The sequence below is a fragment of the Sinorhizobium sp. 7-81 genome, assembly GCF_030124405.1.
Classification (GTDB): domain Bacteria; phylum Pseudomonadota; class Alphaproteobacteria; order Rhizobiales; family Rhizobiaceae; genus Sinorhizobium; species Sinorhizobium psoraleae.
This window is the reverse complement of sequence record NZ_JASKLT010000021.1, coordinates 1-20,886: the sequence shown is the minus strand read 5'-3', so window position 1 is coordinate 20,886 and position 20,886 is coordinate 1. Positions and strand designations below refer to the sequence as shown.

Sequence of the window (20,886 nt, the reverse complement as noted above, 5' to 3'; positions counted from 1 at the left end):
TGACGGTCTCCTGCGGCTTGCCGGAACATTTTTGGCGGCTTCGGCCGCTCCGTGCCTTTGATGCCGTCTCTTATGTTTTGGCATTCCGGCCCACGTCCTCAAGGGGCGATCTCGATGGGGCTACCGACCGAAAGGGCAAGCTCGCGATCCGCGCGTCCGCGGTTGACGGCGACCTCGGCCAGCCCGTTCGAATTCTCGTACCAGAACGCGCCACTCGGCAACTGGGTACTGAACGTTCTGGCCCGTTCCAGGATGTGGCCGAGGGCCGAAAATCCGTAAACAGCACGATCGTGTGGCCAGCTTGCGCCTAAGGGAGCGGAGGGATGCGAGCTGGATCGGGGCCAAGGTCTTCGTCTCCCCGGCTCAGGTCTGGTACGCGCCCGGTAAGCGGACTCTGGTGTCAAAAGCCAAGAACAGCCACGAGCCCTTCGGGAGAGGCGACAGGAGAGCATGGCGTGCTTCGGCCCGAGGTCTTCGCCCTCGAGCAGCCGGTCCAGCCGCTCGGCCCCGCAATAGCCCAGGTCGTAGTAGGGCAAGGCGGCTGTGGTAAGCTCAGGCTTCCGCGCATGGGAAATCGTCGAAGCCGACGATGCTGACATCATTTGGGATGTTCAGTCCCAGGCACAAGGCTGCGCAGTCGTACCACCCGGCAATAAACCCGCCGACCGGCTTCCGCGCCGCCTGATGATGCTCACCCAGTCGGTCGCGATCGCGCTCGCAGTTTTTCTGGCGGTCATGGTGCTGGGGGAGGAGCGCCGATCTGGGCCATCTCGCGGCGGCGGCGGGGCGTGGCCGACGCGCGGGCACATCCACGCGGTCGTCAGGACGCCGAATGGCAACGACTACGGCAAAGACTTGCTGCGCCAGCACCACGACCTTCGGAACAAGAGTTGCTCGACATCGTACGCTAGGCTCGACGAAACATGAACTTCCGAGTTGGAACGCTTGAGAGAGAAGAGGATTCCAATTGACTATTCGGGAGTTAACGTGTCGCGTCCCCTCGACCTGGTTCCCTCGCATGTGCCGCCAACTGATTCAGTTGCTCGGCTTACCCGCACTGCAATGCTGTTGGATGAAGTCCGACAGGAAGGTTGAAGCGTGAACACACCTCCGATGCACAGCGATCGCCTGAGGCACTTTCGAGAATGTCCCCTCAACAATGCGGAAACCTGGATTCTCTTCGCAGAAACGTGACAGGGACTCGGTCAATCCCGCAGCCGCATCGCACTGGGAGGATACAAGCATGTCCAGGGCGGAGGCGGGACTTTCGGTATGGAGGACAATTGCATTTCTAACCTGTCGCTCAAGCTGCTTTGTATACGCAGCGGTTCTTGCGGCGGCAATGCGCACCCCTTCGACGTCAACATGCTCCACGCTGCCTAGCGGGCTACCGTCTGACACCAGAAAGCTGGCGGTTACCGCGGTATAGGGGGGCGAGAAGGAGAACCTGTCGGCACGTGATGGATCGGAAGCAATGAACGCAACGTCCCACTCGTTGCCTTCGGCAGCCGCAAGAATGTCAGCGGCCGATCCGTATTGAACCAGCGACAAACCGCAGTCGAGTTCTGCCGCAAGTTCGATCGCGATCTGCGCGCTCGGCCCCGTTAGAGAGCCTGTCACTGGATCGAGTTGGACAAGTGCGGCATTCGACATGTTGACCGCCGCTCTGATGACTCCCGTCGGTGCGATTTCAGTGAGGAGCTCATCACGTTGCGACATCGTGGTACGCTCCCTGAGATGCAAATCGTGCCGCGAGTGCTTCCGATCCCCTTGCCAGAACAGCGACATCGACACCAACGGCAGTAAATAGCGTCCCCAGCGAGAGGCACCGTGCCGCGAACTTCTCATCCGGGGTAAGAATGCCCGCAGGCTTGCCCAACGCTTTCAGGCGTTCAATCGCGTCGACAATTGCGTCGACGACCTCCGGGTGGCTCGGTTGGCCCCTGTGTCCGAAACTCGCTGCCAGGTCCGCCGGTCCTACGAATATGCCGTCCACTCCCTCTACCGACGCAATCGACTCGAGGTTGCCAAGCGCTTCCCGCGTCTCAACTTGCAGCAATAGGCAAATTTCCCGTTCCGCATTTTGCGCATAGTTCACAACTCGGCCGAAACGAGTGGCGCGCGTCAGGGCGGAAACCCCACGAATTCCATCCGGAGGATATCGCACGGCCGCCACGGCGGCTTTCGCCTCTTCTGCGTTCTGAACGTAGGGAATGAGCAGTGTCTGAACGCCAATATCCAGGAAACGTTTGATGAGAACGGGGTCGTTGATGGCCGGGCGGACGACTGGGGAAACGTCGTATGGTGCGACCGCTTGCAATTGCGGCAGGACAGTCAGAACGTCACCCGGAGAATGTTCCGTGTCGAACAGGAGCCAATCGAAACCTGAAGGCGCGACGATTTCCGCGGCGTAGTTTCCCGGCAAGCCACACCACAGGCCGATCTGACTTTGACCAGTAAGAAGCTTCTGCTTGAACCGATTGACAGGATGTTCCATCTAGCACCTCACACGAACGACACGCCGATGGAGCCAACAGGGCCATAGTCGGCCTGAATGACATCACCTTTCGCGATATCGACAGGACGCGTGAAGGAGCCGGCCAGGACTATTTGTCCCTTCTTCAGGCCACCGCCCACAGCATGAAGCTTGTTGACCAGCCACGCGATGCCGGCTGCCGGATGTCCCATGATCGCCGCCGACACGCCCGACTCCTCGATGATGCCGTTCTTGGAAAGAGTCGCTCCGACCCAACGGATATCAATGTCCATCGGGCGAATTATACGGCCGCCAACGACGAGGGCACCGAAAGCTGCGTTGTCCGCAATGGTGTCGGTGATCGCTCGAGGGACTTCGGTCCGGTAGTCGATAATCTCGAGCGCCGGGACAACGAACTCGGTCGCACGCATGACATCATATATCCTGGTGCCGGGCCCGACGAGATCCTCACCCATAACAAAGGCCAGCTCGACCTCGAGGCGCGGTTTGATAAACAAGTCAGCCCTGATCTGCGCTCCGTCGTTGTAAAGCGCATCGTCAAGAATGCAGCCGTAGTCCGGCTCCGTCATCTTCGAAGCCATCTGCATTGCGCGTGACGTCAGGCCAATCTTATGCCCGACGATCCGTGCGCCCTTGGCTACCCTCGCCTCCGCCCACAAAGCCTGAATTTGGTAGGCGTCCTCGAGTTCGAGGTTCGGGTAGGTCTCGCTAGGCTGTATGATCGGCTTGCGCTCGATTTCAGCTTTGAGCAGCGCGTCTGCCGCGGCCCGGCGTTCTTCTTCGGTGATCATATCGTTTGCTCTGCTGATCGTGATTTATTTGATCGGGGGACGCGGCAAAACGGCTTCGCCGGGCTCCATGACATAGGTGTAGTCGAGCGAGAACCACGGACCAGGAATATCCGCTTCGGTCGGATGGGGCTCCTCATGACGAATGAAGTCGCCGGTCAGCGCTGCCGTGACACCGAACTGAACATCGGAGTCGATGTTCGGGTCGCTGGGGTCGAAGACCTGGGAAATCAGCGTCTTGTATCCATGCTTGAAGATCAGTGCATGCAGGTGCGCTGGTCGGTACGGATGGCGTCCCTGAGCTTTGAGCAGGCGTCCGACCACGCCATCGACCGGTATCGGATACCCGACCATCTTGACGGTCCTGAACCAGAACCGACCTTGCTCGTCGGTCATGAATTTGCCGCGCAAGTTCATCTCGGCCTGGTCTGGGTCCTGGTTTTCATAAAGACCGACGGGAGATGCATGCCACACATCCACTTCGGCGCCGGCAATTGGCTTACCGTCGCGGTCAACGACCTTGGCATGCACGAACAGGGGAGTGCCCGGCGTCTCGGATCGGATGATCGACCCGCCATTTTCGACTCGCGGAGAGTTGAGGCGCCAGAATGGACCCAACAGCGACTGGGAGGTCTCAGTCTGTCCTCTGTCGCCGTTGTTCAGCAGACAGACAAGTGAAGACACGCCAAGAGAACCGGCCATCAGCACAAACTCGTTGTGGTGATCAGTATGCAGCTTCCCGATCTCATTCAGCATGGCTGTCGCCTCCCGAAACTCGACCTCCGTCAGTCGAACTTCGCGCACGAAGGCATGAAGATGCTTGACCATCGCCACGAGGATTTGTCGCAGGCGGGGGTCTTCAGTGCGATTCATCACAGCGAGGACGGCTGGCGTCAGATCGCTTTCAGTTTTGATCACCATGTGGGCTACCTCCCGATTTCCCCGACTATCTCAATAATCGATTATCTGTCAAGGCCGCCATACATTCTCGCGGCGCCACTAAGCCGAAAGAAACAGGAGGGCGGCATACAACGCATTGAATAAATTGCATATCGTTGGCGAAGAGGAAGCTGAGGCTTAACTTTGTGCAGATTCGAGCGCTCTCAAGTTGACACGAATAATCGTTTATTGTATCGATCATCGACAATTAGTTCGGGGAGCCGTGGGAGGAACAATGGTACCGGATGACGACGGCGCATTTGCTCCGACGACAGAAGATGCTCCGTCGTCTTCTGGCTTTCTTGACGACGGCAAAAACACAATTGGGAGCCAGCTTGCATCCCGTCTTCGTGAGGCGATCATCTCCGGCGAGCTTCAGGCCGGCAGCAAGATCAATCTCGACAAGGCGCGCAAGACGTTCAACGTAAGCCTCAGTCCGCTGCGTGAAGGCTTGGCGCGGCTGATATCGGACGGTCTGGTGGAGTTCGAGGACAATCGCGGCTACCGCGTTTCATCAATTTCCTTGGCCAATCTGGAAGAGGTCACCACCCTGCGCGAAGAGTTTGAAGTCTTTGCGCTTCGCGAGTCCATGCGGCTCGGCGATGTGGAGTGGGAGGGCAACGTCATGCGCGCGCTGCATCGCCTTAACCGCACCGAGCGTGACGCGGCTCGGCCAGAGACACTGGAGCGCTGGGAAGAGCTCCACCGCGAATTTCATCTGACACTCATATCTGGCTGCGGGAAGCCGATCCTGCTCCATTTCTGCAGATTGCTTCTTAATCTCAACGATCGTTATCGTCGGGTGTTTCTGACCCGCACGTCGGGCGACCGCAACGTCAGCCAGGAGCACAGCGAGATTGCTCAGGGAGCCGTCGCGCGGGATCTTGACTATTCGTGCGACATGTTGCGTCAGCATATTCACCGCACGGGAACCAATCTGCGCAATCACCTCGCGACAAAGGGGATCTTGTGATGACCGTCGCGACGCCAGGACCGAGCCTTGAACTGGGCGTGGCGCATTTTTCATCCATCGCGCTGCCGCCCAAGGAATTCGCCGTGATGGCTGCTCGGGCGGGTTTTGCATCGATAGGTCTGCGTCTGCACCCCGCCTTTCCCGGAGCCCCTTTCTACGAGTTGCCGGTGGGCAGCCACAGTGCCCAGGAGTTCAAGACAGTTGCCGATAGCGAAGGTATCAAGGTGTTCGATATCGAGTTCTTCGTGATCGACGAGAACTTCGTTGCGGCCTCCCACGAGGCGACCGTGGCAGCCGCTGCGAACATAGGGGCGCGCCGGCTGAGTGTTTGCGGCGATGATCGAGACGGCGGCCGTCTTGCCACAAACCTTTCTGAGTTTTGCGCCCTCGCGGCGCGATATGGCATGTCAATCGACGTCGAAAACATGGGCTGGCGGACGGTAAGAACCTTTCGCGACAGCGTAGGGCTCGTGAATTCCTGCGGAGCGGAGAACACCGGTGTCCTTGTTGACGGGATTCACTTCTTTCGAAACGGAGCCTCGATCGACGAGCTTCGCGCAAATGCAGGGAAGGTAAAACACGTCCAGCTTTGCGACGTCCGCGGGCCTGCTCCCAAAACATCGGACGCAATGATCGCCGAGGCGAGAAGCGGCAGGCTCGCTCCTGGAGAAGGCGAATTGCCATTGAAGGACCTCTGGGCGGCAACCGAATACGGCGCTGCTATCTCGGTTGAAGTGCCACTCGTCGGGCCGGTGGACCCGGAGGCACATCTAAAACATCTGCATGATAGCGCACTGGGGATTTTGAAACCGGATCATTGATCCGGCGCCGACGCGGCGTAAGCCGGTCGGAGGGAGGAAGTCTTACATGACTTATACGTTTGATTTCGGTGCGGTCCTCGACCGCGCCCCGGAATTGCTATGGGGTTCGCTTGGAACGCTCGGCCTTGCGTTGGCTGGGATGCTCCTCGCACTCGTCGTCGGAATCCTGGGCGTTGTTGCAAGGACTTCCAAGAGCGAGATCACGCGCACCCCCGTCATTGTCTTCGTCGAGGTCGTGCGTAATACGCCATTTCTGGTGCAGATCTTCTTCATATATTTTGCCCTTCCTCTCATGGGCATACGCCTCAATCCGACCGTCACGGCGATCATTGCCCTCGGCATCAATGGTGGGGCGTACGCAATCGAAATCATCCGAGGCGGGGTCGAAAGCGTGTCGCGCGGCCAGATCGAAGCAGGTTTCGCACTTGGTCTGCACAAGGCGGACGTCTTCCGGCTCATCGTGCTCAAGCCGGCGCTGCGGGCGATTTATCCCTCGCTCACAAGCCAGTTCATCATGCTGACACTGACAACGTCTGTCTGCACGTCAATCGCCGCCTACGAACTGACCTCGGCCGCGCAGCGCATTGAGTCTGACACCTTCCGCAGCTTCGAAGTCTATTTCACGGTGACCGCTATCTACCTGGTTATCTCGACGCTGATGATGGGCCTCTTTGCCCTCATTTCTCGTCACTACTTCAACTACCCGACGCGATAGGAGGCAGCCATGGGTCCCATCGGCGAAAATGAATTCTTCTTTTTGATGCAGGGTTTGCAGTGGACCGTGCTGCTCGCGATCGTGGGTTTCATCGGTGGGGGGATATTCGGAATCCTGATCGCGCTGCTGCGCACCTCGAAGAAGAAGGTCGCCCGGACGATCACCGCAGGCTATATCGGCGTCTTCCAGGGCACGCCCCTTCTGATGCAGCTCTTCGTTGTCTATTACGGCGTTGCGCTGTTGGGCATCGAGGTCAACGCGTGGATCGCGGTCGCAATCGCCTTCACGCTCCATGCCAGTGCTTTCCTGGGCGAGATCTGGCGCGGCTCCATCGAGGCTGTGCCGAAGGGCCAGACGGAGGCCGCCAACGCCCTCGGTCTGCATTATGTCTCGCGGATGAAAGACGTCATCCTGCCGCAGGCCCTGAAAATCTCGATGCCGGCCACGATCGGCTTCCTTGTCCAGCTCATCAAGGGCACGTCGCTGGCAGCAATCGTCGGCTTCATTGAACTCACTCGCGCCGGTCAGATCATTTCAAACCAGACCTATCGTCCGCTGCTCGTCTTCGGGATCGTCGGCGCAATCTACTTCATCATTTGCTGGCCGCTCTCCCATGCCGGAAGTGGCCTCGAAAAACGGATGGCGAAAGCTGCCCGCTAACCGCTTCGCTCGAAGCAAAACTCTTGAGGAGGAGAATAAGCATGCATAACAATCGTCGGAATTTTCTCGGGCTTGCACTGGCAACCGTTGCCTTCGCAACCGTTGGCGCTGCCACCGCCTCTGCGGCAACTGTGGAGGAAATCAAGACCAAGGGCACGCTTGTGGTCGGCATCCAGGGCGACAATGCGCCATGGGGGTTCGTCAACACAAGCGGCGTGCAGGACGGCTTCGACGCTGACGTCGCCAACCTTTTTGCCAAGGAATTGGGCGTGAAGGTTCAATTCCAGCCGCTCGCCGTTGCCAACCGAATTCCGGCGCTTACGACCGGCAAAGTTGACATCCTGTTCGCAACGATGGCGATGACGGAAGAACGCGCGAAATCAATTCAATACAGCAAGCCCTACGCCGCCAACACGATTTCGCTTTATGCCGCGAAGTCCGACACGGTTACGAAGCCTGAAGAAGTTGCGGGATGGGAGATCGCCGTTCCGAAGTCCAGTTCGCAGGATAAGGCAGTAACGGACGCCGTCGGAGCCACCGCAACGGTCCGCCGCTTTGATGACGACGCCGCTACCATCCAGGCTCTCATCTCCGGCCAGGTAAAGGCGGTGGGCGGCAACCAGTTCTATGGTCAGCGTCTGGATGCGGCGAGTCCCGGCACCTATGAGCGCAAGATTGACTTTCTGACGACCTACAACGGCGTCGGGACCCGTCTCGGCGAGAAGGACTGGAACGAAGCCGTCAACGCCTTCCTCGACAAGATCAAGGCCAATGGTGAGCTTGCCGCCATCACGAAGAAGTGGATGGCGATCGATCTGCCGCAGTTCCCGGAATCCATTCCGAACATCCCGTTCACCGTCAATTAAAGCCCAAATGGAGGGTTCCGTGCTCAATTCCGCAAACCATCAACCGACGCTGATTTCCCTTGAGGACGTGCAGAAGTGGTACGGCGCTTTCCATGCCTTGAAATCCATCAGTCTGTCGGTCCGCAAAGGCGAAAAAATCGTCCTCTGCGGGCCGTCAGGCTCCGGGAAATCGACGTTAATCCGCTGCATCAATGCCCTCGAAACGATCGAGGAAGGCAAGATCGTCGTCGAGGGTCAGGTACTGGACGGAAGCACCAAATCCGTCGATGCGATACGTCGCGAAGTGGGAATGGTCTTCCAGAGCTTCAATCTGTTCCCCCACATGACCGTACTTCAGAACTGTACGCTCGCCCCGATGCGTGTTCGAGGCACAAGCCGGACTGACGCAGAGCGACTGGCTCGAAAATATCTCGAGCGCGTTCGAATCCTTGATCAGGCGGAAAAGTATCCTGCGCAGCTATCCGGCGGACAACAACAACGCGTTGCCATCGCTCGCGCGCTCTGCATGGAGCCGAAGGTCATGCTCTTCGACGAACCAACCTCTGCCCTCGACCCCGAAATGGTGAAGGAAGTGCTCGACACCATGATCGGGCTCGCCCGTGACGGCATGACGATGATCTGTGTCACGCACGAAATGGGGTTTGCCCGTCAGGTCGCTGATCGCGTGATCTTCATGGCTTCCGGAGAAATCGTCGAAGAGGCCGAACCGGAGGTCTTCTTCAAGTCTCCCAAGCACCAACGCACGAAAACCTTCCTCGGCGAAATCCTGGCCCGCCACTGACCTCCGAAAGCGATGCCCATGCACGACAAGAAATTCCTCGTGGGACTGATCGGTGCCGACATTCAAATGTCAAAGTCCCCGGCGCTCCACGAAACGGAGGCTCGACATCAGGGCCTCGATTACCGCTACGAGCTTTTCGACCTGGCCGAGCGAGGCCTTCCCGCCTCGGCGCTGCCGGACCTCCTCGACGAGGAATCGCGGCGCGGTTTTGCCGGGAGCAACATTACACATCCGTGCAAGCAGTCGGTGATCGCCCACCTCAGTCGCCTTTCCGAGGATGCGGAGATACTCGGTGCGGTCAACACCGTGGTCTTTCGTGACGGCGAGAGGATCGGCCACAACACTGATTGGTACGGTTTCTACGAGAATTTCCAGCGCGGCCTTCCGGACGTCGCGAAGTCGCATGCCGTCCTGCTTGGCGCCGGCGGCGCCGGTGTCGCCGTGGCGCATGCCGCAATCAAGCTCGGTATTGAGAGATTATCGATCTTCGACCAGGATTCGAAACGGGCAGAAACCTTGGCTGGGCAGTTGAACGATCGGTTCTCAAGGGATTGTGCTCGTGCCACAACGGATGTCGGCAGCGCCCTGCGCTCCGCCGACGGCCTCATCCACGCGACGCCGACGGGCATGAAGAGCCATCCTGGTTTGCCGATCGACGCGGAATGGCTTCTGCCACGGCATTGGGCCGCCGACATCGTCTATATGCCGCTCGTCACAGAGCTCCTTGCTCTCGCCGAAAGAAAAGGCTGCCGGACCCTTCGTGGCGGCGGCATGACCGTCTACCAGGCAGCAGCGGCTTTCGAATTGTTCACCGGGATCGCACCCGACGCAGAGCGCATGTCCCGTCACTTTATGGACTTGTGCCGCCTGTCGGCTTGATGGGGAGATCCCAAATGCCGCATATCATCATCGATTATAGCCGGGGCGCAGGCGAGCATGTAGCCATGGACCGGCTGACGCTCACCGTGCATCGCTGCGTTCGCGATGGCGGCCTGGTGAAACCTTCCGCCGTGCGCACGCTTGCGCGGGAGGCGACATACTCCTGCGTGGGCGATGAGCATGTCGATAATCATTTCATCCAAATCATCGTGCGGATGGCACCGGGTCGTACCGCAGAGACCAAGCAGAAGCTTCTCACTGCCGTTCTCGACGCCGCGCGGGCGATCGCCGCGCCTGCTCTCGAAGCGGGAAGGCTCGGCTTGCGCGCAGATCTCTACGAGTCGGACCCTGATTTTGCCGTTCAAGCAATCGCGTTCGTCTGACCAGGACGACGTGCTCAAGAAGGACACTATACTATGAGCCTGATCTACGTTCTCAATGGACCGAACCTCAATCTGCTTGGCAAACGCCAGCCGCACATCTACGGGCATGAAACGCTCGCAGACGTAGAGGCGGACTGCCGCAAACTGGCAGCCGAACTCGGCCATGAACTCCGCTTTCATCAGAGCAACCGGGAATACGAGATCATCGACTGGATTCATGAGGCGCGCGAGGACGGTGCGGGCATCGTCATCAATCCGGCAGCCTTTACCCATACCTCACTCGCCATCCTCGACGCTCTGAACACATTTGAAGGGCCTGTGATCGAGATCCACATTTCCAATGTGCACAAGCGCGAAAGCTTCCGACACCATTCGTTCGTTTCGCACCGCGCGGACGGCGTGATCTGCGGCCTTGGAACAGAAGGATACCAGCTTGGCATCCGGCGCGCGGCGACAATGATCAAGGCGGCGAGCAAGGGCTGAGGTGACCATGACCCAGCGGGTTAAGCTGGCCGTACTTGGCGCAGGCCTCATCGGTAAGCGCCATATTCAGCACGTCCTGACCGAGCCCTCGGCGCAACTCAGTGCCGTGGTCGATCCCACCCCGGTTGGCGAGACCATTGCCAGGGAAGCCGGCGTGAAGTGGTTTACAAGCTTCGCACAGATGATTGCCGCAGACCGACCTGACGGGATCATTGTGGCTACGCCCAACCAGGCTCACGTCCAGAACGGGTTGGAAGCCGTTGAAGCCGGCGTTCCCGCACTCATCGAGAAGCCTATCGCCGACGACATTATATCCGGGGAAAAGCTGATCGCAGCTGCCGAGGCAAAAGGTGTTCCTCTTTTGACCGGCCATCACCGCCGACACAATCCGGTGATGCAGAAGGCAAAGGAAATCATCGAAAGCGGGAAGCTCGGCCGCGTTCTTGTTGTCAATGCGATGTTCTGGCTGTTCAAGCCCGACGATTACTTCGACATCTCGTGGCGTCGTGAGCGCGGTGCGGGGCCGGTTTTCCTCAATCTCATCCACGATGTCGATAATCTGCGTTACCTTTTCGGCGATGTGGCCGCGGTTCAGGCACGCGAGTCCAACGCAGTGCGCGGCAACGCAGTTGAGGAAACGGCTGTGATCCTGATCGAGTTCAAGAATGGAGTTTTGGGAACTGCAACAGTCTCGGACTCGGTGGTCGCACCGTGGAGCTGGGAGATGACAACGGGAGAGAATCCGACCTACCCTAGAACCGAGCAATCCTGTTACATGATCGGAGGAACGCACGGGTCGCTGGCTGTTCCGTCGCTCGAGGTCTGGCGCAATCCTGGTAAACGCAGCTGGTGGGAGCCACTTGACCAAAAGCGTATCGAGGTCGACGACGAGGACCCGCTCGTCCTGCAGATCCGGCAATTCTGCAAGGTGATCCGCCGAGCCGAACCGCCGCTTGTCAGCGGGCGTGAGGGGCTCGAAACCTTAAGGGTAATCGATGCGGTAAAACGCTCGGCGGCAACGGGAGAACGTATTGAGTTGAACTGACGCCTGAGCAATGTGTAACGCAACGGCCTGCTCGCCCTTCGCGTCTCCTTGCATCCGATGCGAGGAGAACGCCGGCTCAACACCGACGAACGAGCAGTTGCGGCGGTCCTGTTTTCGAGCGCTTCTGTTCGAGATCGCTGGCAGTTAAGCCACTTCGACATTCCTGAAATCGGCTGCATGCGCCGCATGTCGGATAGCTGGCCACGCTCGGCTTAGGCATCGCCCTTCTGGCGGACGAAATCGTCGCCGAGGATTTGGCCGATGGCCGTCTGCGTCACTGCGGCCGCTCTGTCTTCGCCACCATCGAAACGCGCCCGCTTCCGGCAACGACGCAACGCTTCATCGAATTTCTGGGTGACTGGTTGGAGCCGACTCAGGCGAGAAATCAATGTCCGCCTTGAGCGTACCTTTTTGTCATTCGGTACTTGGGTCCGGATGTCCGCAACGGGTCGAAACGCGACCTTCTCGAAGGCCGCACGGTTATGCTGGAAATGTGCCTTGGCACGCCCGACGGTCATCACCGCCCGTACATGCACGGCGTCGCCACTTGCGCCTGAAGCTCGTGCGGGGATGATGATCAAGTTGCGCGACGGCCTGTATTTATGCGCCTAGTCCACCGATTCTTCTCCCTACCCCTTTGGCGGCTTGAACACGCCGATCAATATTTCCGATCTTGGCGCCAAGTGCCGTCAAGAAAGTCGGAGCATGTCCGCGACCAAGATCCTCTGGGGCCAGATTCTCGCCGTCTTCCTGATCGTGCTCGCCATGGCCTGGGCAGCAACGCAATGGACAGCGTGGCAGCTCGGCTTTCAGCCGCAGCTTGGTAGACCCTGGTTCGCGTTCGCCGGTATGCCCGTCTATTATCCGCCCTCGATTTTCTGGTGGTGGTACTTCTATGACGCTTATGCGCCCGACGTTTTCTGGAAAGGCGGCATCATCGCAGCTTCCGGCGGTTTCATCGCCATTGCGGTCGCCATCGGCATGTCGGTATGGCGGGCACGGGAAGCGAAGGACGTCGACACCTACGGCTCCGCCCGCTGGGCACGCACCGATGAAGTTAAGGCCGCCGGCCTTCTCGGGCCTGACGGCGTCGTGCTCGGCAGCCTGGAACCGGATTACCTCCGCCATGATGGGCCAGAGCATGTGCTGTGCTTCGCCCCCACCCGATCCGGCAAAGGCGTAGGTCTCGTCGTCCCTTCGCTTCTAACTTGGCCAGGCTCGGCGATAGTCCACGACATCAAAGGTGAGAACTGGCAGCTCACTGCCGGCTTCCGGGCCCGACACGGTCGAGTGCTGCTGTTCGATCCGACGAATGCGAAATCCGCTGCCTACAACCCCCTGCTGGAAGTACGTCGGGGCGAATGGGAGGTGCGTGATGTCCAGAACATCGCCGACATCCTTGTCGATCCAGAAGGTTCACTCGAAAAACGAAACCACTGGGAGAAAACCAGTCACGCGCTGCTCGTGGGCGCTATACTCCACGTCCTGTACGCCGAACCCGACAAGACCCTCGCCGGCGTCGCCGCATTTCTATCCGATCCGAAGCGGCCCATCGAGTCCACCCTCGCCGCTATGATGAAGACCGCGCATCTCGGCGAGGCAGGCCCCCACCCCGTCATCGCGAGTGCCGCACGCGAGTTGCTGAACAAGTCGGACAACGAGCGCTCCGGCGTGCTCTCGACCGCCATGTCGTTCCTCGGGCTCTATCGCGACCCGGTCGTCGCCGAAGTGACGCGACGCTGCGACTGGCGAATAGCCGATGTCGTTGGCGGCGATCGGCCCACCACCATCTACCTGGTCGTCCCGCCCTCTGACATCAACCGGACGAAACCGCTCATCCGGTTGATCCTCAATCAGATCGGCCGGCGCCTCACGGAAGACTTGCAAGCAAAAACCGGCCGCCACCGTCTCCTGCTCATGCTCGACGAGTTCCCGGCACTCGGCCGGCTCGACTTCTTCGAGAGCGCCCTCGCCTTCATGGCGGGATATGGCCTCAAGAGCTTCCTGATCGCGCAGTCGCTCAACCAGATCGAGAAAGCCTACGGCCCCAACAATTCGATCCTCGACAACTGCCATGTGCGCGTCTCCTTCGCGACCAATGACGAGCGCACAGCAAAGCGTGTCTCCGATGCCTTGGGCACCGCCACCGAGATGCGTGCGATGAAGAACTATGCCGGGCACCGCCTCTCGCCATGGCTCGGCCACCTGATGGTCTCGCGTTCGGAAACGGCCCGTCCCCTCCTGACACCCGGCGAGGTGATGCAGCTTCCGCCTGCCGATGAGATCATCATGGTTGCAGGGACACCGCCAATCCGCGCCAAGAAGGTCCGCTACTATGAAGATCCTCGACTTGTGGAGCGCATCTTGCCGCCACCCCAACTCAACGGCGGCAACGGCCGAAGTCCCGACGACTGGAGCACCTTACCTCTTCCGCGCCGGTTCAGCGTTGAACCCGCTCCCTTGGAAGTAAACGGCAATGGAGAGGATGCGACCGGTTCAGAGCGCCGCCAGCAGCCCGAATTGAGTCTCACCCGCACGATCGAGAAGAAAGAGCCGATTGACAACGAGTTCGACTACGACCTGCCGGAGGATGCGCAGGAAGACGCAGACCGAAACCGTCGCATGGGCCGGCTCATGCAAGGTGTTGCCCGTCAGGCTGCACTCGACCCGAATGACGGAATGGAGTTGTGAAACACGCGATGACGAAAGCTCCCAAGAAACAGCGTCTCTCCGTCTATCTCGACCCACCCGTTATGAAGGCACTTGTCGAATATGCGGCGCGCCGCAATCAATCGCGCTCGCTCGTCGCCGAAGCCTCCATCGCCTCCTTCCTCTTTCCCGATGCGGCGGAGCGCCAGGAGGCCGCGACCACACGGCGGCTCGATCAGCTCGATCGACGTATGACCCGGCTGGAACGAGATCTCGGCATAGCGGTCGAGACGCTCGCTGTATTTGTGCGCTTCTGGCTGACCACCAATCCCCCATTACCCGAACCGGCGCAAGCCGCCGCGCGAGCCAAAGCGGGCGAACGCTACGATGCCTTCGTCGCTGCCCTGGGGCGCCGTCTCGCCAAGGGCCCTCAGCTGAGGCAGGAGATTTCAGAGGATGTCGCGGCGCTGCCGACAGAGGATTAGGACTGGCTGCGGGGCAGGTTTCAACGGCTAGCATAAAAACGCCGTTGCGCCGGTTTCCGTCTTCGGCTTTGGAAAAGTGGAGAATGCCGAACAGCTCGGCGTGAACCTGCCCGCGATTGGTCCGCGGTGTCGACACGATCTCGCCGATCACGAGCGCAGAACAAATCTCGACGAGGGCCCACACATCGTCCATGTCCAGCCTTAGCGTTACCGTTTCCCGCTACTCAGAGCCTTGGGCTAGTACCCGGTCATCTCAAGGTAGCCCCTCCCACGGACACTGCCCTCGAAGGCGATCGGTCCCTCCCAATACGGTATGGACGTTGACATCCATGCTTGGTCGTTCAGAGGCTGGGTTGTGACGTCAAAGCCGCGACTGGGAATCCGAACGTTCCAGGAGACCGGTATTTGACGCCCCGCGACTTTGGCGGTACGCACGGGAACGATCTTCAGGGCTGCCGGCGGTAAGGGGTCCGGTCGCCCGTCGGCAGTGATCCAGGTGGCGGCGGTGAATCCCTCCCCCTCGTCTCTGAGACGGAAGCCCATCAGCTTCTCCCCTGTATCGAGGTGCAGCGAGAACCACTCCCAGCCGGTCTGGTCTTCCGCGAGCGGCTGTGACGACCATTCGCGGTCAAGCCAAGCCTTCCCCGTCACTGCGACATTCCCGGTCGGCAGCGAAAGCGAGCCAGTCACCGCATAGAACGGTTGCGAATAGTAGTAGCTGGCCTGTCCCGTCGCTGATTTCACTGAATAGCCGTTATCGCCCTGCGGCACCAGCGGGCCCGTGGCCAATAGGCGGAGTTCGTAGCCGAATTCCTCTGCCGTCGCAGTCAGGCGGATGTCGGCCAATTGATCCGCTCCCGGGACGGCATGTCCCGTCATCTGCCAGTCGTCGATCCAAGCCGAGAAGGGCCCCGTGACAACACCAGCCTGCCCCACTCCCCCGCGTGAAATGCGTTCGGCGGCGAAGTGATTCTCTGATGTGGTGACGGCTGCGTGACCCATCCAGAGCTGTGGGCTCGACCATCCGTTGGCCTCCGTTGGCGCAAGCGCTGACCGAAAAAGGGTCCACTGCGCTCCGTATTCAGTCCCGTCGGGAGCTTCAAGATTGGCCGTCAGATACCACCACTCTATCCGGAAGTCCGGATGTGGGCCGTGGTCGGCAGGGAAACGGAACAGCAGGCCGGGCTGCGGCACCGAAAACCCTTCGGCCGCCGAGCCGAGGCCAGCAAAACCCTGGTAGGCCGCTTGGCTTCCGGACAAGCTGGCCATGGTCGTTATCGCAAAAGCGATCGCTATCGATCTAACGCTCATTGGCGAACACCTTCAGAAGTTCCGACGGCGCGATTCCCGCCAGCCGGCGAAGGGGGATGAATACCGACACGACCGCAGCGGCGAGCGCAACGAGACCGAGCCTGCCCCACTCGAAAGGAAAGATATACATCGGCAGGCGCCAGCCGAAGGCTTCGACGTTCACCACCGCGAGAAGCACCCACGCCAGCGCCAGGCCGAGTGGCAAAGCGGCAATAAATGTCGCCAGCCAGAGCACCAGCGTCCTCAGAAGCTCGAGGAGAGCGAGATCGCGTCTTGTGACCCCCGTGGCCCACACGGGTGCAAGCTGCGGGAGGCGCATTTCCGAAAGCGTGAGCAGGCTCGAGAACATAGCCAGTCCTGCGACCCCGAGCGTGAATATGTTCAACGCGCCGGTAACCAAGAATGTGCGATCGAAGATCCGCCGTGACTGCTCCTTGAGTGCCGCTTGGTCGACGATGTTCTCCGGTGGTAGCCCGAATTCGTCCGAGAGGCTCGAACGCAGATCCGCAACCTGATCAGGCTGGACTCGCAGACCGTAGCGCAGGCGTGAGACTTGCGGGTAGCGAAAGGTCAGGGCGTCTATTCCGGCGATGACCTGGCCCTTTGGGTTTCCGTAATCCGAATAGACGCCGACAACCGCCGCCTTCCAGTCGCTCGCCAAATCCAGCTCATCGCCGATGCGGAGCCGCTCCCGCCTCCAAAACTGTTCGTTGACCAATATCCCGTCACCGGACGCTACCCGATCCCAGACGTCCGGCGTGCCAACGAACAGCGGCCAGTGCTTCCTGTAGGTCGGATCGTCAACGACACCGAAGATCTGCACCGGCTGCCCCCGGATCTCGGCGTCTACGCTTGAGATCGGTAGCACCGATTCCACCCTCGTCGCGAGCCATGCCCTGAGCCTGTCTGCCTCGGATTCGTCCCGGGCGGCGACGTAAAGCTCCGCGGCGAGGCGTTGGTCGAGCCAGCCGACGAACGTGAGACGGAAGCTCGACACCATCGTTCCGACGCCTACGTTTGCCGCCAGCGCAAGAAGCAATGCCATGAGCGCAAGGGAAAGTCCCGGCAGCTGCTGCCACGCGTCGGCCCAGAACCACGTGACGAGCGCACGCGAAGACGTCCGCTGCATCAAGGTGAGAAATCCGGAGAGCACGGCGGGGAGAAGTAGCGCCGCGCCGAGCAGCAGACAGCCAAGCACGCCAAAGCCCGCCTGGAGTCCATCGACCCACAGAAGAAGAGCTCCCGAGAGGGCGAGCAAAGCCGCAGCGGCGAGCACCTGAAACCGCCGCCCCTTTTCCGACGATCGCCCCCAGGCCCGAGGCTGAGCCGCCGCCAGCAGGGGCACCCTCATCAAGCGCAACAGGCTCTGTGTCGACGAAACCAATGTTCCGGCCAATGCGATGGCAAAGCCCGATACCCACCACTCCGGCCGTAGAGAAAGCGTGCCCGGCACGCTGGCTCCGTAGAGACCTTCGAGGGTTGCGGCCACTCCGGGTAGCAGCAGCGACGCGACTAGATATCCAATTGCGATACCCACCGCCCCCGCGGCAACGGCGAAGAAGACAAGCTCAGCGAGCAGCAGGACCGCAAGCCTGCTCAATGAAACGCCAAGGCAGCGAAGCGTCCTGAAGGTCGGCCGCCGTTGCTCGAAGGCGAGACCGATCGTCGAGTACACTATTAACAACCCTACCGCGAAGGCGAGAAAACCGAAGGCCGTCAAATTGAGATGGAAGCTCTCGGTAAGATGCTTCACTTCGGTTTGTGCATTCGGCTCGCGAACCGAGAGCGCCGGAACAAGCCTTCCGAGCGGCTCCAGACCGGGACGTTGCTCTTCGGCGATCACAATCCGACTGAGTTCGCCGTCTCTTCTCAATAGCCTCTGGGCCAAGCCAATATCGATGAACGCGGCGCCGTCGAGCATCCGATCCGAAACACGCAATGCGAGGCCGGTCTGCCCTCGGATCTTCTCCGCTGTTTTAGGAGAGACGACCAGCATGCCCGGAGGCGTGATGAAGGAAAACAGCTCCCCGGCATTTTCCAGATCGACGCTGTTTGTCTCCGCGGGCATCGTCAGTGGCTCTATGCCGATCACCCTTAACCGGGTGGCTCCGAACCGATATTCCCCTTCCAAGACTGGCGACACGTTCCAACCCGCACGTCTGAGCCGCACGAAGGCCGACTCAGGAATCGCGAGGCCGTTTGGAGACACCAGGTTCGCCAACCCGTTCTGGTCAAGCACAGCCGCGGCGCGGGCGTAGCTCGCGCGGGCTTCTGCGTTGATCGCCTGCACTCCGGACCACAGGGCCGTCGCCAGCGCCAGGCCCGACAAGAGAGCGCCAAGTTGCAGCGGCCGTTGTCGCCAGTGAGACAGAAGTGCCGTGGCTGCGGTCCACATTGTCATTCGATCTTCCCGGATCGCAAATGCACCTGCCGGTCGAGCCTGTCCGCCAGTCTTTGCGAGTGTGTCACCAGGAGCAGCGTCGATCCGGTTTCCTTCGAAAGTGAGAGCATCAGTTCCAGGACGACGTCTCCGTTGGCCTCGTCCAGATTTCCTGTGGGTTCATCTGCCAGAATCAACCCGGGACGTGCGGCAAGGGTTCGCCCGATCGCCACCCGCTGCTGCTGTCCGGTGGAAAGCTGCTCGGGATATCTGGTCAGCAATGTCCCTATTCCGAGGTGCTCCACGAGTTCAATTTCCCATTTTGTATCGTGGCGTCCCGCAAGCTTGGCGTGGAAAGCGATGTTCGCGGCCACGTCTAATGACGGGACAAGGTTGAACTGCTGAAACACGATGCCGACTTCTGTCCGCCTATAAGCGGCGCGTTCCCGCTCGTTCAGCTTGGAAATGTCTCGACCCCCGATCACGATCTCGCCTGAGTCCGGGCGGTCAAGGCCGGCTACGAGATGCAGGAGAGTGCTCTTTCCGCTACCAGACTCCCCCGTCAGGGCAACGCTGTCTCCGGCTCCGAGATCGAGGTTGATCCCTTTCAGCACGTCAAGCCGCCCTTCGGCAGTCTCATAGGATTTCCAAAGATTGCGGAGAGCGATCACCATGGGGCGGCCATGAACGGGACGATTGCACTTATGTAACTCTCTGCGGCCGCTTGAAAAGGCCTACGGTGAGGCGATGCGAATGCAGAGCTCTTCGATCGTCAGGTTCTTCGAAAAACGGCTCGTCTCTCGAAGCATAACAAGCCGTTTTTCGAGGCCTCCCGTCCTGGTTCGGCTCCTCATTTATCGACCAGTTCCACAACTGTGCGGGTCCCTACGTCAGCGATCACGCGCTTGTCGTTCACCAGCGCAAAGCCGTACCGCTTATCTGCGGGGACCACGGTGAGAAACACCGTGTCCGGGACCGGCACGCCGATCGCAATCCGCTCTTGAATGACGAGCGAATGCGATGGAAGCGGCTGCGCCACAACAAAGTCGACGACCCTCGGCGGCGGCGGGTCGATTACCGCGCCACCCGTCGCTCCCGCGGCTTCAGTGGCGTCCTCCGCCACCCCGGCGGTCGCTACGCGGTTCTCAGATGTATCGTGGGCTACAGCAGGCGCGGCCACCAAGAAAATCAACCCAACAGCGACCACGAATCCCGTCATCGCCGGCTTCTCCAACAGAAGCGTCCCTTCCGATAGAAAAAAGTCGCCCCGAGCTTTGTTCCAAAGAGCGTCCAGCGCCCACGAGACGTGTCGGACTTTGGTCTGGATACCCAAGCGCAAGGGTCCTAAGCGGGTTGAACGCTACTCGCCCTGGTCCATACTCCCTCGACCTCGGCGGCAACCTCGTCAGCGCAGGGGTATGAATGGAAGTCTCAGCGCCTTTGCGATTGTCGAACCCAACCGTGCTGGGGCCTTTCTTCCATAACGCGGGCCCGTACACGAGAAGCGTCGATCGGCGAAGTGCTACGGGAGTCTCCAAGCATTCTGTGAAGCCGTTAGCCTTAGAAAAGCTACCAAACTGTCCGGATCTCGCCCACCACATGATCGCGTGAAGGTACGACTTGCGGCGGGAGCTGGACGGTCTTCGACGTCTTTCCACCGGCAATTTTGGACGAGAGATTGGGATTACAGGCTTGCCTCCGGGCCACTCCAGACGAGGCCGATCAGGTGCTCGATCTGCCGAACCTTGCGGACGCTCTGCGGCGGCGGCGTTCTCACATGGCCTAGGGGGAAGCAGTAGGAAGAAGGCTTCCCTCGTCGCCAGCCAACAACATTTTCAAAAGCTCCTGTCGATCGGTCAGCTCGAACTCGCGGATCATATACAGAACCCTCAGGCCTTCGCTCACGGCAGCGTGGCTCATCGGGTCCACCCGCCGCAGGTCGCACCAATCGGCGACGACCTGCTCGACAAGCGCGGCCTCAGCTGCTTTTGTCGGTGGCTTTCCTCTTCGTAGATGTTTGACCATCGCGGCTTCTCCAAAAGCACGAAACTGTAACCAGGGATGATGGTTCCGATCGGAGGAGAACTCGATCCTCCCAGATTGCCACTGCCGCAGCTTTCCTTGCCCCCTCGGATAGTGTCCGCGGAGATGGTGTAATTTCGGGGGCGATTTGAGTGGAAGTTGCGGTGGAAATTACACTGCGGTTTCCGCAAGACGTCGGGTGGGCACCG

23 protein-coding genes and 1 pseudogene are annotated in these 20,886 nt (G+C 59.9%); 12 read left to right on the top strand and 12 right to left on the bottom strand.

What is annotated here, in order from left to right:
* Positions 1-98: 98 nt before the first annotated feature.
* The 6 genes and pseudogenes from QN224_RS34160 to QN224_RS30565 form a co-directional block, all read right to left on the bottom strand.
* Positions 99-452: an SAM hydroxide adenosyltransferase gene (locus QN224_RS34160; RefSeq protein WP_369292624.1), complete on the bottom strand. Its 354-nt coding sequence runs from the start codon at positions 450-452 to the stop codon at positions 99-101.
* Positions 435-633 (bottom strand): annotated as a pseudogene (locus QN224_RS30585) (substrate-binding domain-containing protein); the annotation flags it as partial. The gene QN224_RS34160 and the pseudogene QN224_RS30585, both read right to left, overlap by 18 nt.
* 402 nt (positions 634-1,035) lie before the next feature.
* The gene (locus QN224_RS30580; protein ID WP_173513665.1) at positions 1,036-1,719 is read right to left on the bottom strand and encodes a transporter substrate-binding domain-containing protein; all 684 of its coding nucleotides are present in this window, start codon (positions 1,717-1,719) and stop codon (positions 1,036-1,038) included.
* Positions 1,706-2,497, bottom strand: coding sequence for a 4-hydroxy-2-oxoheptanedioate aldolase (gene hpaI, locus QN224_RS30575; RefSeq protein ID WP_283979733.1), 792 nt, complete (start codon positions 2,495-2,497; stop codon positions 1,706-1,708). The genes QN224_RS30580 and hpaI overlap by 14 nt, the downstream gene beginning before the upstream one ends.
* An 8-nt stretch (positions 2,498-2,505) precedes the next feature.
* On the bottom strand, positions 2,506-3,288 hold the full coding sequence (locus QN224_RS30570) for a fumarylacetoacetate hydrolase family protein (protein WP_283979732.1): 783 nt from the start codon (positions 3,286-3,288) through the stop codon (positions 2,506-2,508).
* Positions 3,289-3,312: 24 nt separating this feature from the next.
* Positions 3,313-4,206 (bottom strand): intradiol ring-cleavage dioxygenase, encoded by an 894-nt coding sequence (locus QN224_RS30565; protein WP_283979731.1) that lies wholly within the window; start codon positions 4,204-4,206, stop codon positions 3,313-3,315.
* A gap of 253 nt (positions 4,207-4,459) precedes the next feature.
* On the opposite strand from QN224_RS30565, the gene QN224_RS30560 reads away from it, so the two are divergent.
* Genes QN224_RS30560 through QN224_RS30515 form a run of 10 tightly spaced genes read left to right on the top strand, consistent with a single transcriptional unit; the run spans position 4,460 to position 11,830 of the window.
* Complete coding sequence (locus QN224_RS30560) at positions 4,460-5,197, top strand: GntR family transcriptional regulator (RefSeq protein WP_173513669.1); 738 nt, start codon at positions 4,460-4,462, stop codon at positions 5,195-5,197.
* On the top strand, positions 5,197-6,018 hold the full coding sequence (locus QN224_RS30555; protein WP_283979730.1) for a sugar phosphate isomerase/epimerase: 822 nt from the start codon (positions 5,197-5,199) through the stop codon (positions 6,016-6,018). Before QN224_RS30560 ends, QN224_RS30555 begins: the two co-directional genes overlap by 1 nt.
* A 46-nt stretch (positions 6,019-6,064) precedes the next feature.
* Positions 6,065-6,733, top strand: a complete 669-nt coding sequence (locus QN224_RS30550; protein WP_283979729.1) for an amino acid ABC transporter permease — start codon at positions 6,065-6,067, stop codon at positions 6,731-6,733.
* A 9-nt stretch (positions 6,734-6,742) separates the two neighbouring features.
* Entirely contained in the window at positions 6,743-7,393 is a 651-nt protein-coding gene (locus tag QN224_RS30545) for an amino acid ABC transporter permease (protein ID WP_283979728.1), read from the top strand.
* A gap of 41 nt (positions 7,394-7,434) precedes the next feature.
* On the top strand, positions 7,435-8,259 hold the full coding sequence (locus tag QN224_RS30540; RefSeq protein ID WP_283979727.1) for a transporter substrate-binding domain-containing protein: 825 nt from the start codon (positions 7,435-7,437) through the stop codon (positions 8,257-8,259).
* Between the two features lie 7 nt (positions 8,260-8,266).
* On the top strand, positions 8,267-9,040 hold the full coding sequence (locus QN224_RS30535) for an amino acid ABC transporter ATP-binding protein (protein ID WP_283979726.1): 774 nt from the start codon (positions 8,267-8,269) through the stop codon (positions 9,038-9,040).
* A gap of 18 nt (positions 9,041-9,058) precedes the next feature.
* Positions 9,059-9,919: a shikimate dehydrogenase gene (locus QN224_RS30530; RefSeq protein WP_283979725.1), complete on the top strand. Its 861-nt coding sequence runs from the start codon at positions 9,059-9,061 to the stop codon at positions 9,917-9,919.
* A 14-nt stretch (positions 9,920-9,933) separates the two neighbouring features.
* Entirely contained in the window at positions 9,934-10,302 is a 369-nt protein-coding gene (locus QN224_RS30525) for a 5-carboxymethyl-2-hydroxymuconate Delta-isomerase (RefSeq protein ID WP_015886723.1), read from the top strand.
* Between the two features lie 33 nt (positions 10,303-10,335).
* Complete coding sequence (gene aroQ / locus QN224_RS30520) at positions 10,336-10,785, top strand: type II 3-dehydroquinate dehydratase (protein ID WP_065998771.1); 450 nt, start codon at positions 10,336-10,338, stop codon at positions 10,783-10,785.
* A 7-nt stretch (positions 10,786-10,792) separates the two neighbouring features.
* Positions 10,793-11,830: a Gfo/Idh/MocA family oxidoreductase gene (locus QN224_RS30515; protein WP_283979724.1), complete on the top strand. Its 1,038-nt coding sequence runs from the start codon at positions 10,793-10,795 to the stop codon at positions 11,828-11,830.
* A 212-nt stretch (positions 11,831-12,042) separates the two neighbouring features.
* On the opposite strand, the gene QN224_RS30510 is transcribed toward QN224_RS30515, so the two are convergent.
* Positions 12,043-12,411 carry a hypothetical protein gene (locus tag QN224_RS30510; RefSeq protein ID WP_283979723.1) on the bottom strand — a complete coding sequence of 123 codons (369 nt, stop codon included), beginning with the start codon at positions 12,409-12,411 and terminating at the stop codon, positions 12,043-12,045.
* Between the two features lie 124 nt (positions 12,412-12,535).
* Between QN224_RS30510 and QN224_RS30505 the strand changes: the two genes are divergently transcribed.
* Positions 12,536-14,521, top strand: a complete 1,986-nt coding sequence (locus tag QN224_RS30505) for a conjugal transfer protein TraG (RefSeq protein WP_283979722.1) — start codon at positions 12,536-12,538, stop codon at positions 14,519-14,521.
* A gap of 8 nt (positions 14,522-14,529) precedes the next feature.
* Positions 14,530-14,964: a CopG family transcriptional regulator gene (locus tag QN224_RS30500; protein WP_173513678.1), complete on the top strand. Its 435-nt coding sequence runs from the start codon at positions 14,530-14,532 to the stop codon at positions 14,962-14,964.
* 237 nt (positions 14,965-15,201) lie between these two features.
* Here the strand turns inward: QN224_RS30500 and QN224_RS30495 are convergent, their stop codons facing one another.
* The 5 genes from QN224_RS30495 to QN224_RS30475 all read right to left on the bottom strand — a co-directional run bounded on the left by QN224_RS30495 (position 15,202) and on the right by QN224_RS30475 (position 20,680).
* Positions 15,202-16,233 carry a lipocalin-like domain-containing protein gene (locus QN224_RS30495; protein ID WP_283979762.1) on the bottom strand — a complete coding sequence of 344 codons (1,032 nt, stop codon included), beginning with the start codon at positions 16,231-16,233 and terminating at the stop codon, positions 15,202-15,204.
* Positions 16,234-16,264: 31 nt separating this feature from the next.
* Complete coding sequence (locus QN224_RS30490) at positions 16,265-18,676, bottom strand: FtsX-like permease family protein (protein WP_283979721.1); 2,412 nt, start codon at positions 18,674-18,676, stop codon at positions 16,265-16,267.
* Positions 18,673-19,329 carry an ABC transporter ATP-binding protein gene (locus QN224_RS30485; RefSeq protein WP_283979720.1) on the bottom strand — a complete coding sequence of 219 codons (657 nt, stop codon included), beginning with the start codon at positions 19,327-19,329 and terminating at the stop codon, positions 18,673-18,675. Before QN224_RS30485 ends, QN224_RS30490 begins: the two co-directional genes overlap by 4 nt.
* Before the next feature lie 176 nt (positions 19,330-19,505).
* Complete coding sequence (locus QN224_RS30480) at positions 19,506-19,988, bottom strand: DUF1236 domain-containing protein (protein WP_283979719.1); 483 nt, start codon at positions 19,986-19,988, stop codon at positions 19,506-19,508.
* 449 nt (positions 19,989-20,437) lie between these two features.
* Positions 20,438-20,680, bottom strand: coding sequence for a hypothetical protein (locus QN224_RS30475; protein WP_173513683.1), 243 nt, complete (start codon positions 20,678-20,680; stop codon positions 20,438-20,440).
* Positions 20,681-20,886 lie beyond the last annotated feature (206 nt).

Excerpts from the sequence above, each read along its gene's own strand:
- QN224_RS34160 (WP_369292624.1), bottom strand. The coding sequence starts at position 452 with ATGCTCTCCTGTCGCCTCTCCCGAAGGGCTCGTGGCTGTTCTTGGCTT.
- QN224_RS30580 (WP_173513665.1), bottom strand. The coding sequence starts at position 1,719 with ATGTCGCAACGTGATGAGCTCCTCACTGAAATCGCACCGACGGGAGTC.
- hpaI (WP_283979733.1), bottom strand. The coding sequence starts at position 2,497 with ATGGAACATCCTGTCAATCGGTTCAAGCAGAAGCTTCTTACTGGTCAA.
- QN224_RS30570 (WP_283979732.1), bottom strand. The coding sequence starts at position 3,288 with ATGATCACCGAAGAAGAACGCCGGGCCGCGGCAGACGCGCTGCTCAAA.
- QN224_RS30565 (WP_283979731.1), bottom strand. The coding sequence starts at position 4,206 with ATGGTGATCAAAACTGAAAGCGATCTGACGCCAGCCGTCCTCGCTGTG.
- QN224_RS30560 (WP_173513669.1), top strand. The coding sequence starts at position 4,460 with ATGGTACCGGATGACGACGGCGCATTTGCTCCGACGACAGAAGATGCT.
- QN224_RS30555 (WP_283979730.1), top strand. The coding sequence starts at position 5,197 with ATGACCGTCGCGACGCCAGGACCGAGCCTTGAACTGGGCGTGGCGCAT.
- QN224_RS30550 (WP_283979729.1), top strand. The coding sequence starts at position 6,065 with ATGACTTATACGTTTGATTTCGGTGCGGTCCTCGACCGCGCCCCGGAA.
- QN224_RS30545 (WP_283979728.1), top strand. The coding sequence starts at position 6,743 with ATGGGTCCCATCGGCGAAAATGAATTCTTCTTTTTGATGCAGGGTTTG.
- QN224_RS30540 (WP_283979727.1), top strand. The coding sequence starts at position 7,435 with ATGCATAACAATCGTCGGAATTTTCTCGGGCTTGCACTGGCAACCGTT.
- QN224_RS30535 (WP_283979726.1), top strand. The coding sequence starts at position 8,267 with ATGGAGGGTTCCGTGCTCAATTCCGCAAACCATCAACCGACGCTGATT.
- QN224_RS30530 (WP_283979725.1), top strand. The coding sequence starts at position 9,059 with ATGCACGACAAGAAATTCCTCGTGGGACTGATCGGTGCCGACATTCAA.
- QN224_RS30525 (WP_015886723.1), top strand. The coding sequence starts at position 9,934 with ATGCCGCATATCATCATCGATTATAGCCGGGGCGCAGGCGAGCATGTA.
- aroQ (WP_065998771.1), top strand. The coding sequence starts at position 10,336 with ATGAGCCTGATCTACGTTCTCAATGGACCGAACCTCAATCTGCTTGGC.
- QN224_RS30515 (WP_283979724.1), top strand. The coding sequence starts at position 10,793 with ATGACCCAGCGGGTTAAGCTGGCCGTACTTGGCGCAGGCCTCATCGGT.
- QN224_RS30505 (WP_283979722.1), top strand. The coding sequence starts at position 12,536 with ATGTCCGCGACCAAGATCCTCTGGGGCCAGATTCTCGCCGTCTTCCTG.
- QN224_RS30500 (WP_173513678.1), top strand. The coding sequence starts at position 14,530 with ATGACGAAAGCTCCCAAGAAACAGCGTCTCTCCGTCTATCTCGACCCA.
- QN224_RS30495 (WP_283979762.1), bottom strand. The coding sequence starts at position 16,233 with ATGGCCAGCTTGTCCGGAAGCCAAGCGGCCTACCAGGGTTTTGCTGGC.
- QN224_RS30490 (WP_283979721.1), bottom strand. The coding sequence starts at position 18,676 with ATGACAATGTGGACCGCAGCCACGGCACTTCTGTCTCACTGGCGACAA.
- QN224_RS30485 (WP_283979720.1), bottom strand. The coding sequence starts at position 19,329 with ATGGTGATCGCTCTCCGCAATCTTTGGAAATCCTATGAGACTGCCGAA.
- QN224_RS30475 (WP_173513683.1), bottom strand. The coding sequence starts at position 20,680 with ATGGTCAAACATCTACGAAGAGGAAAGCCACCGACAAAAGCAGCTGAG.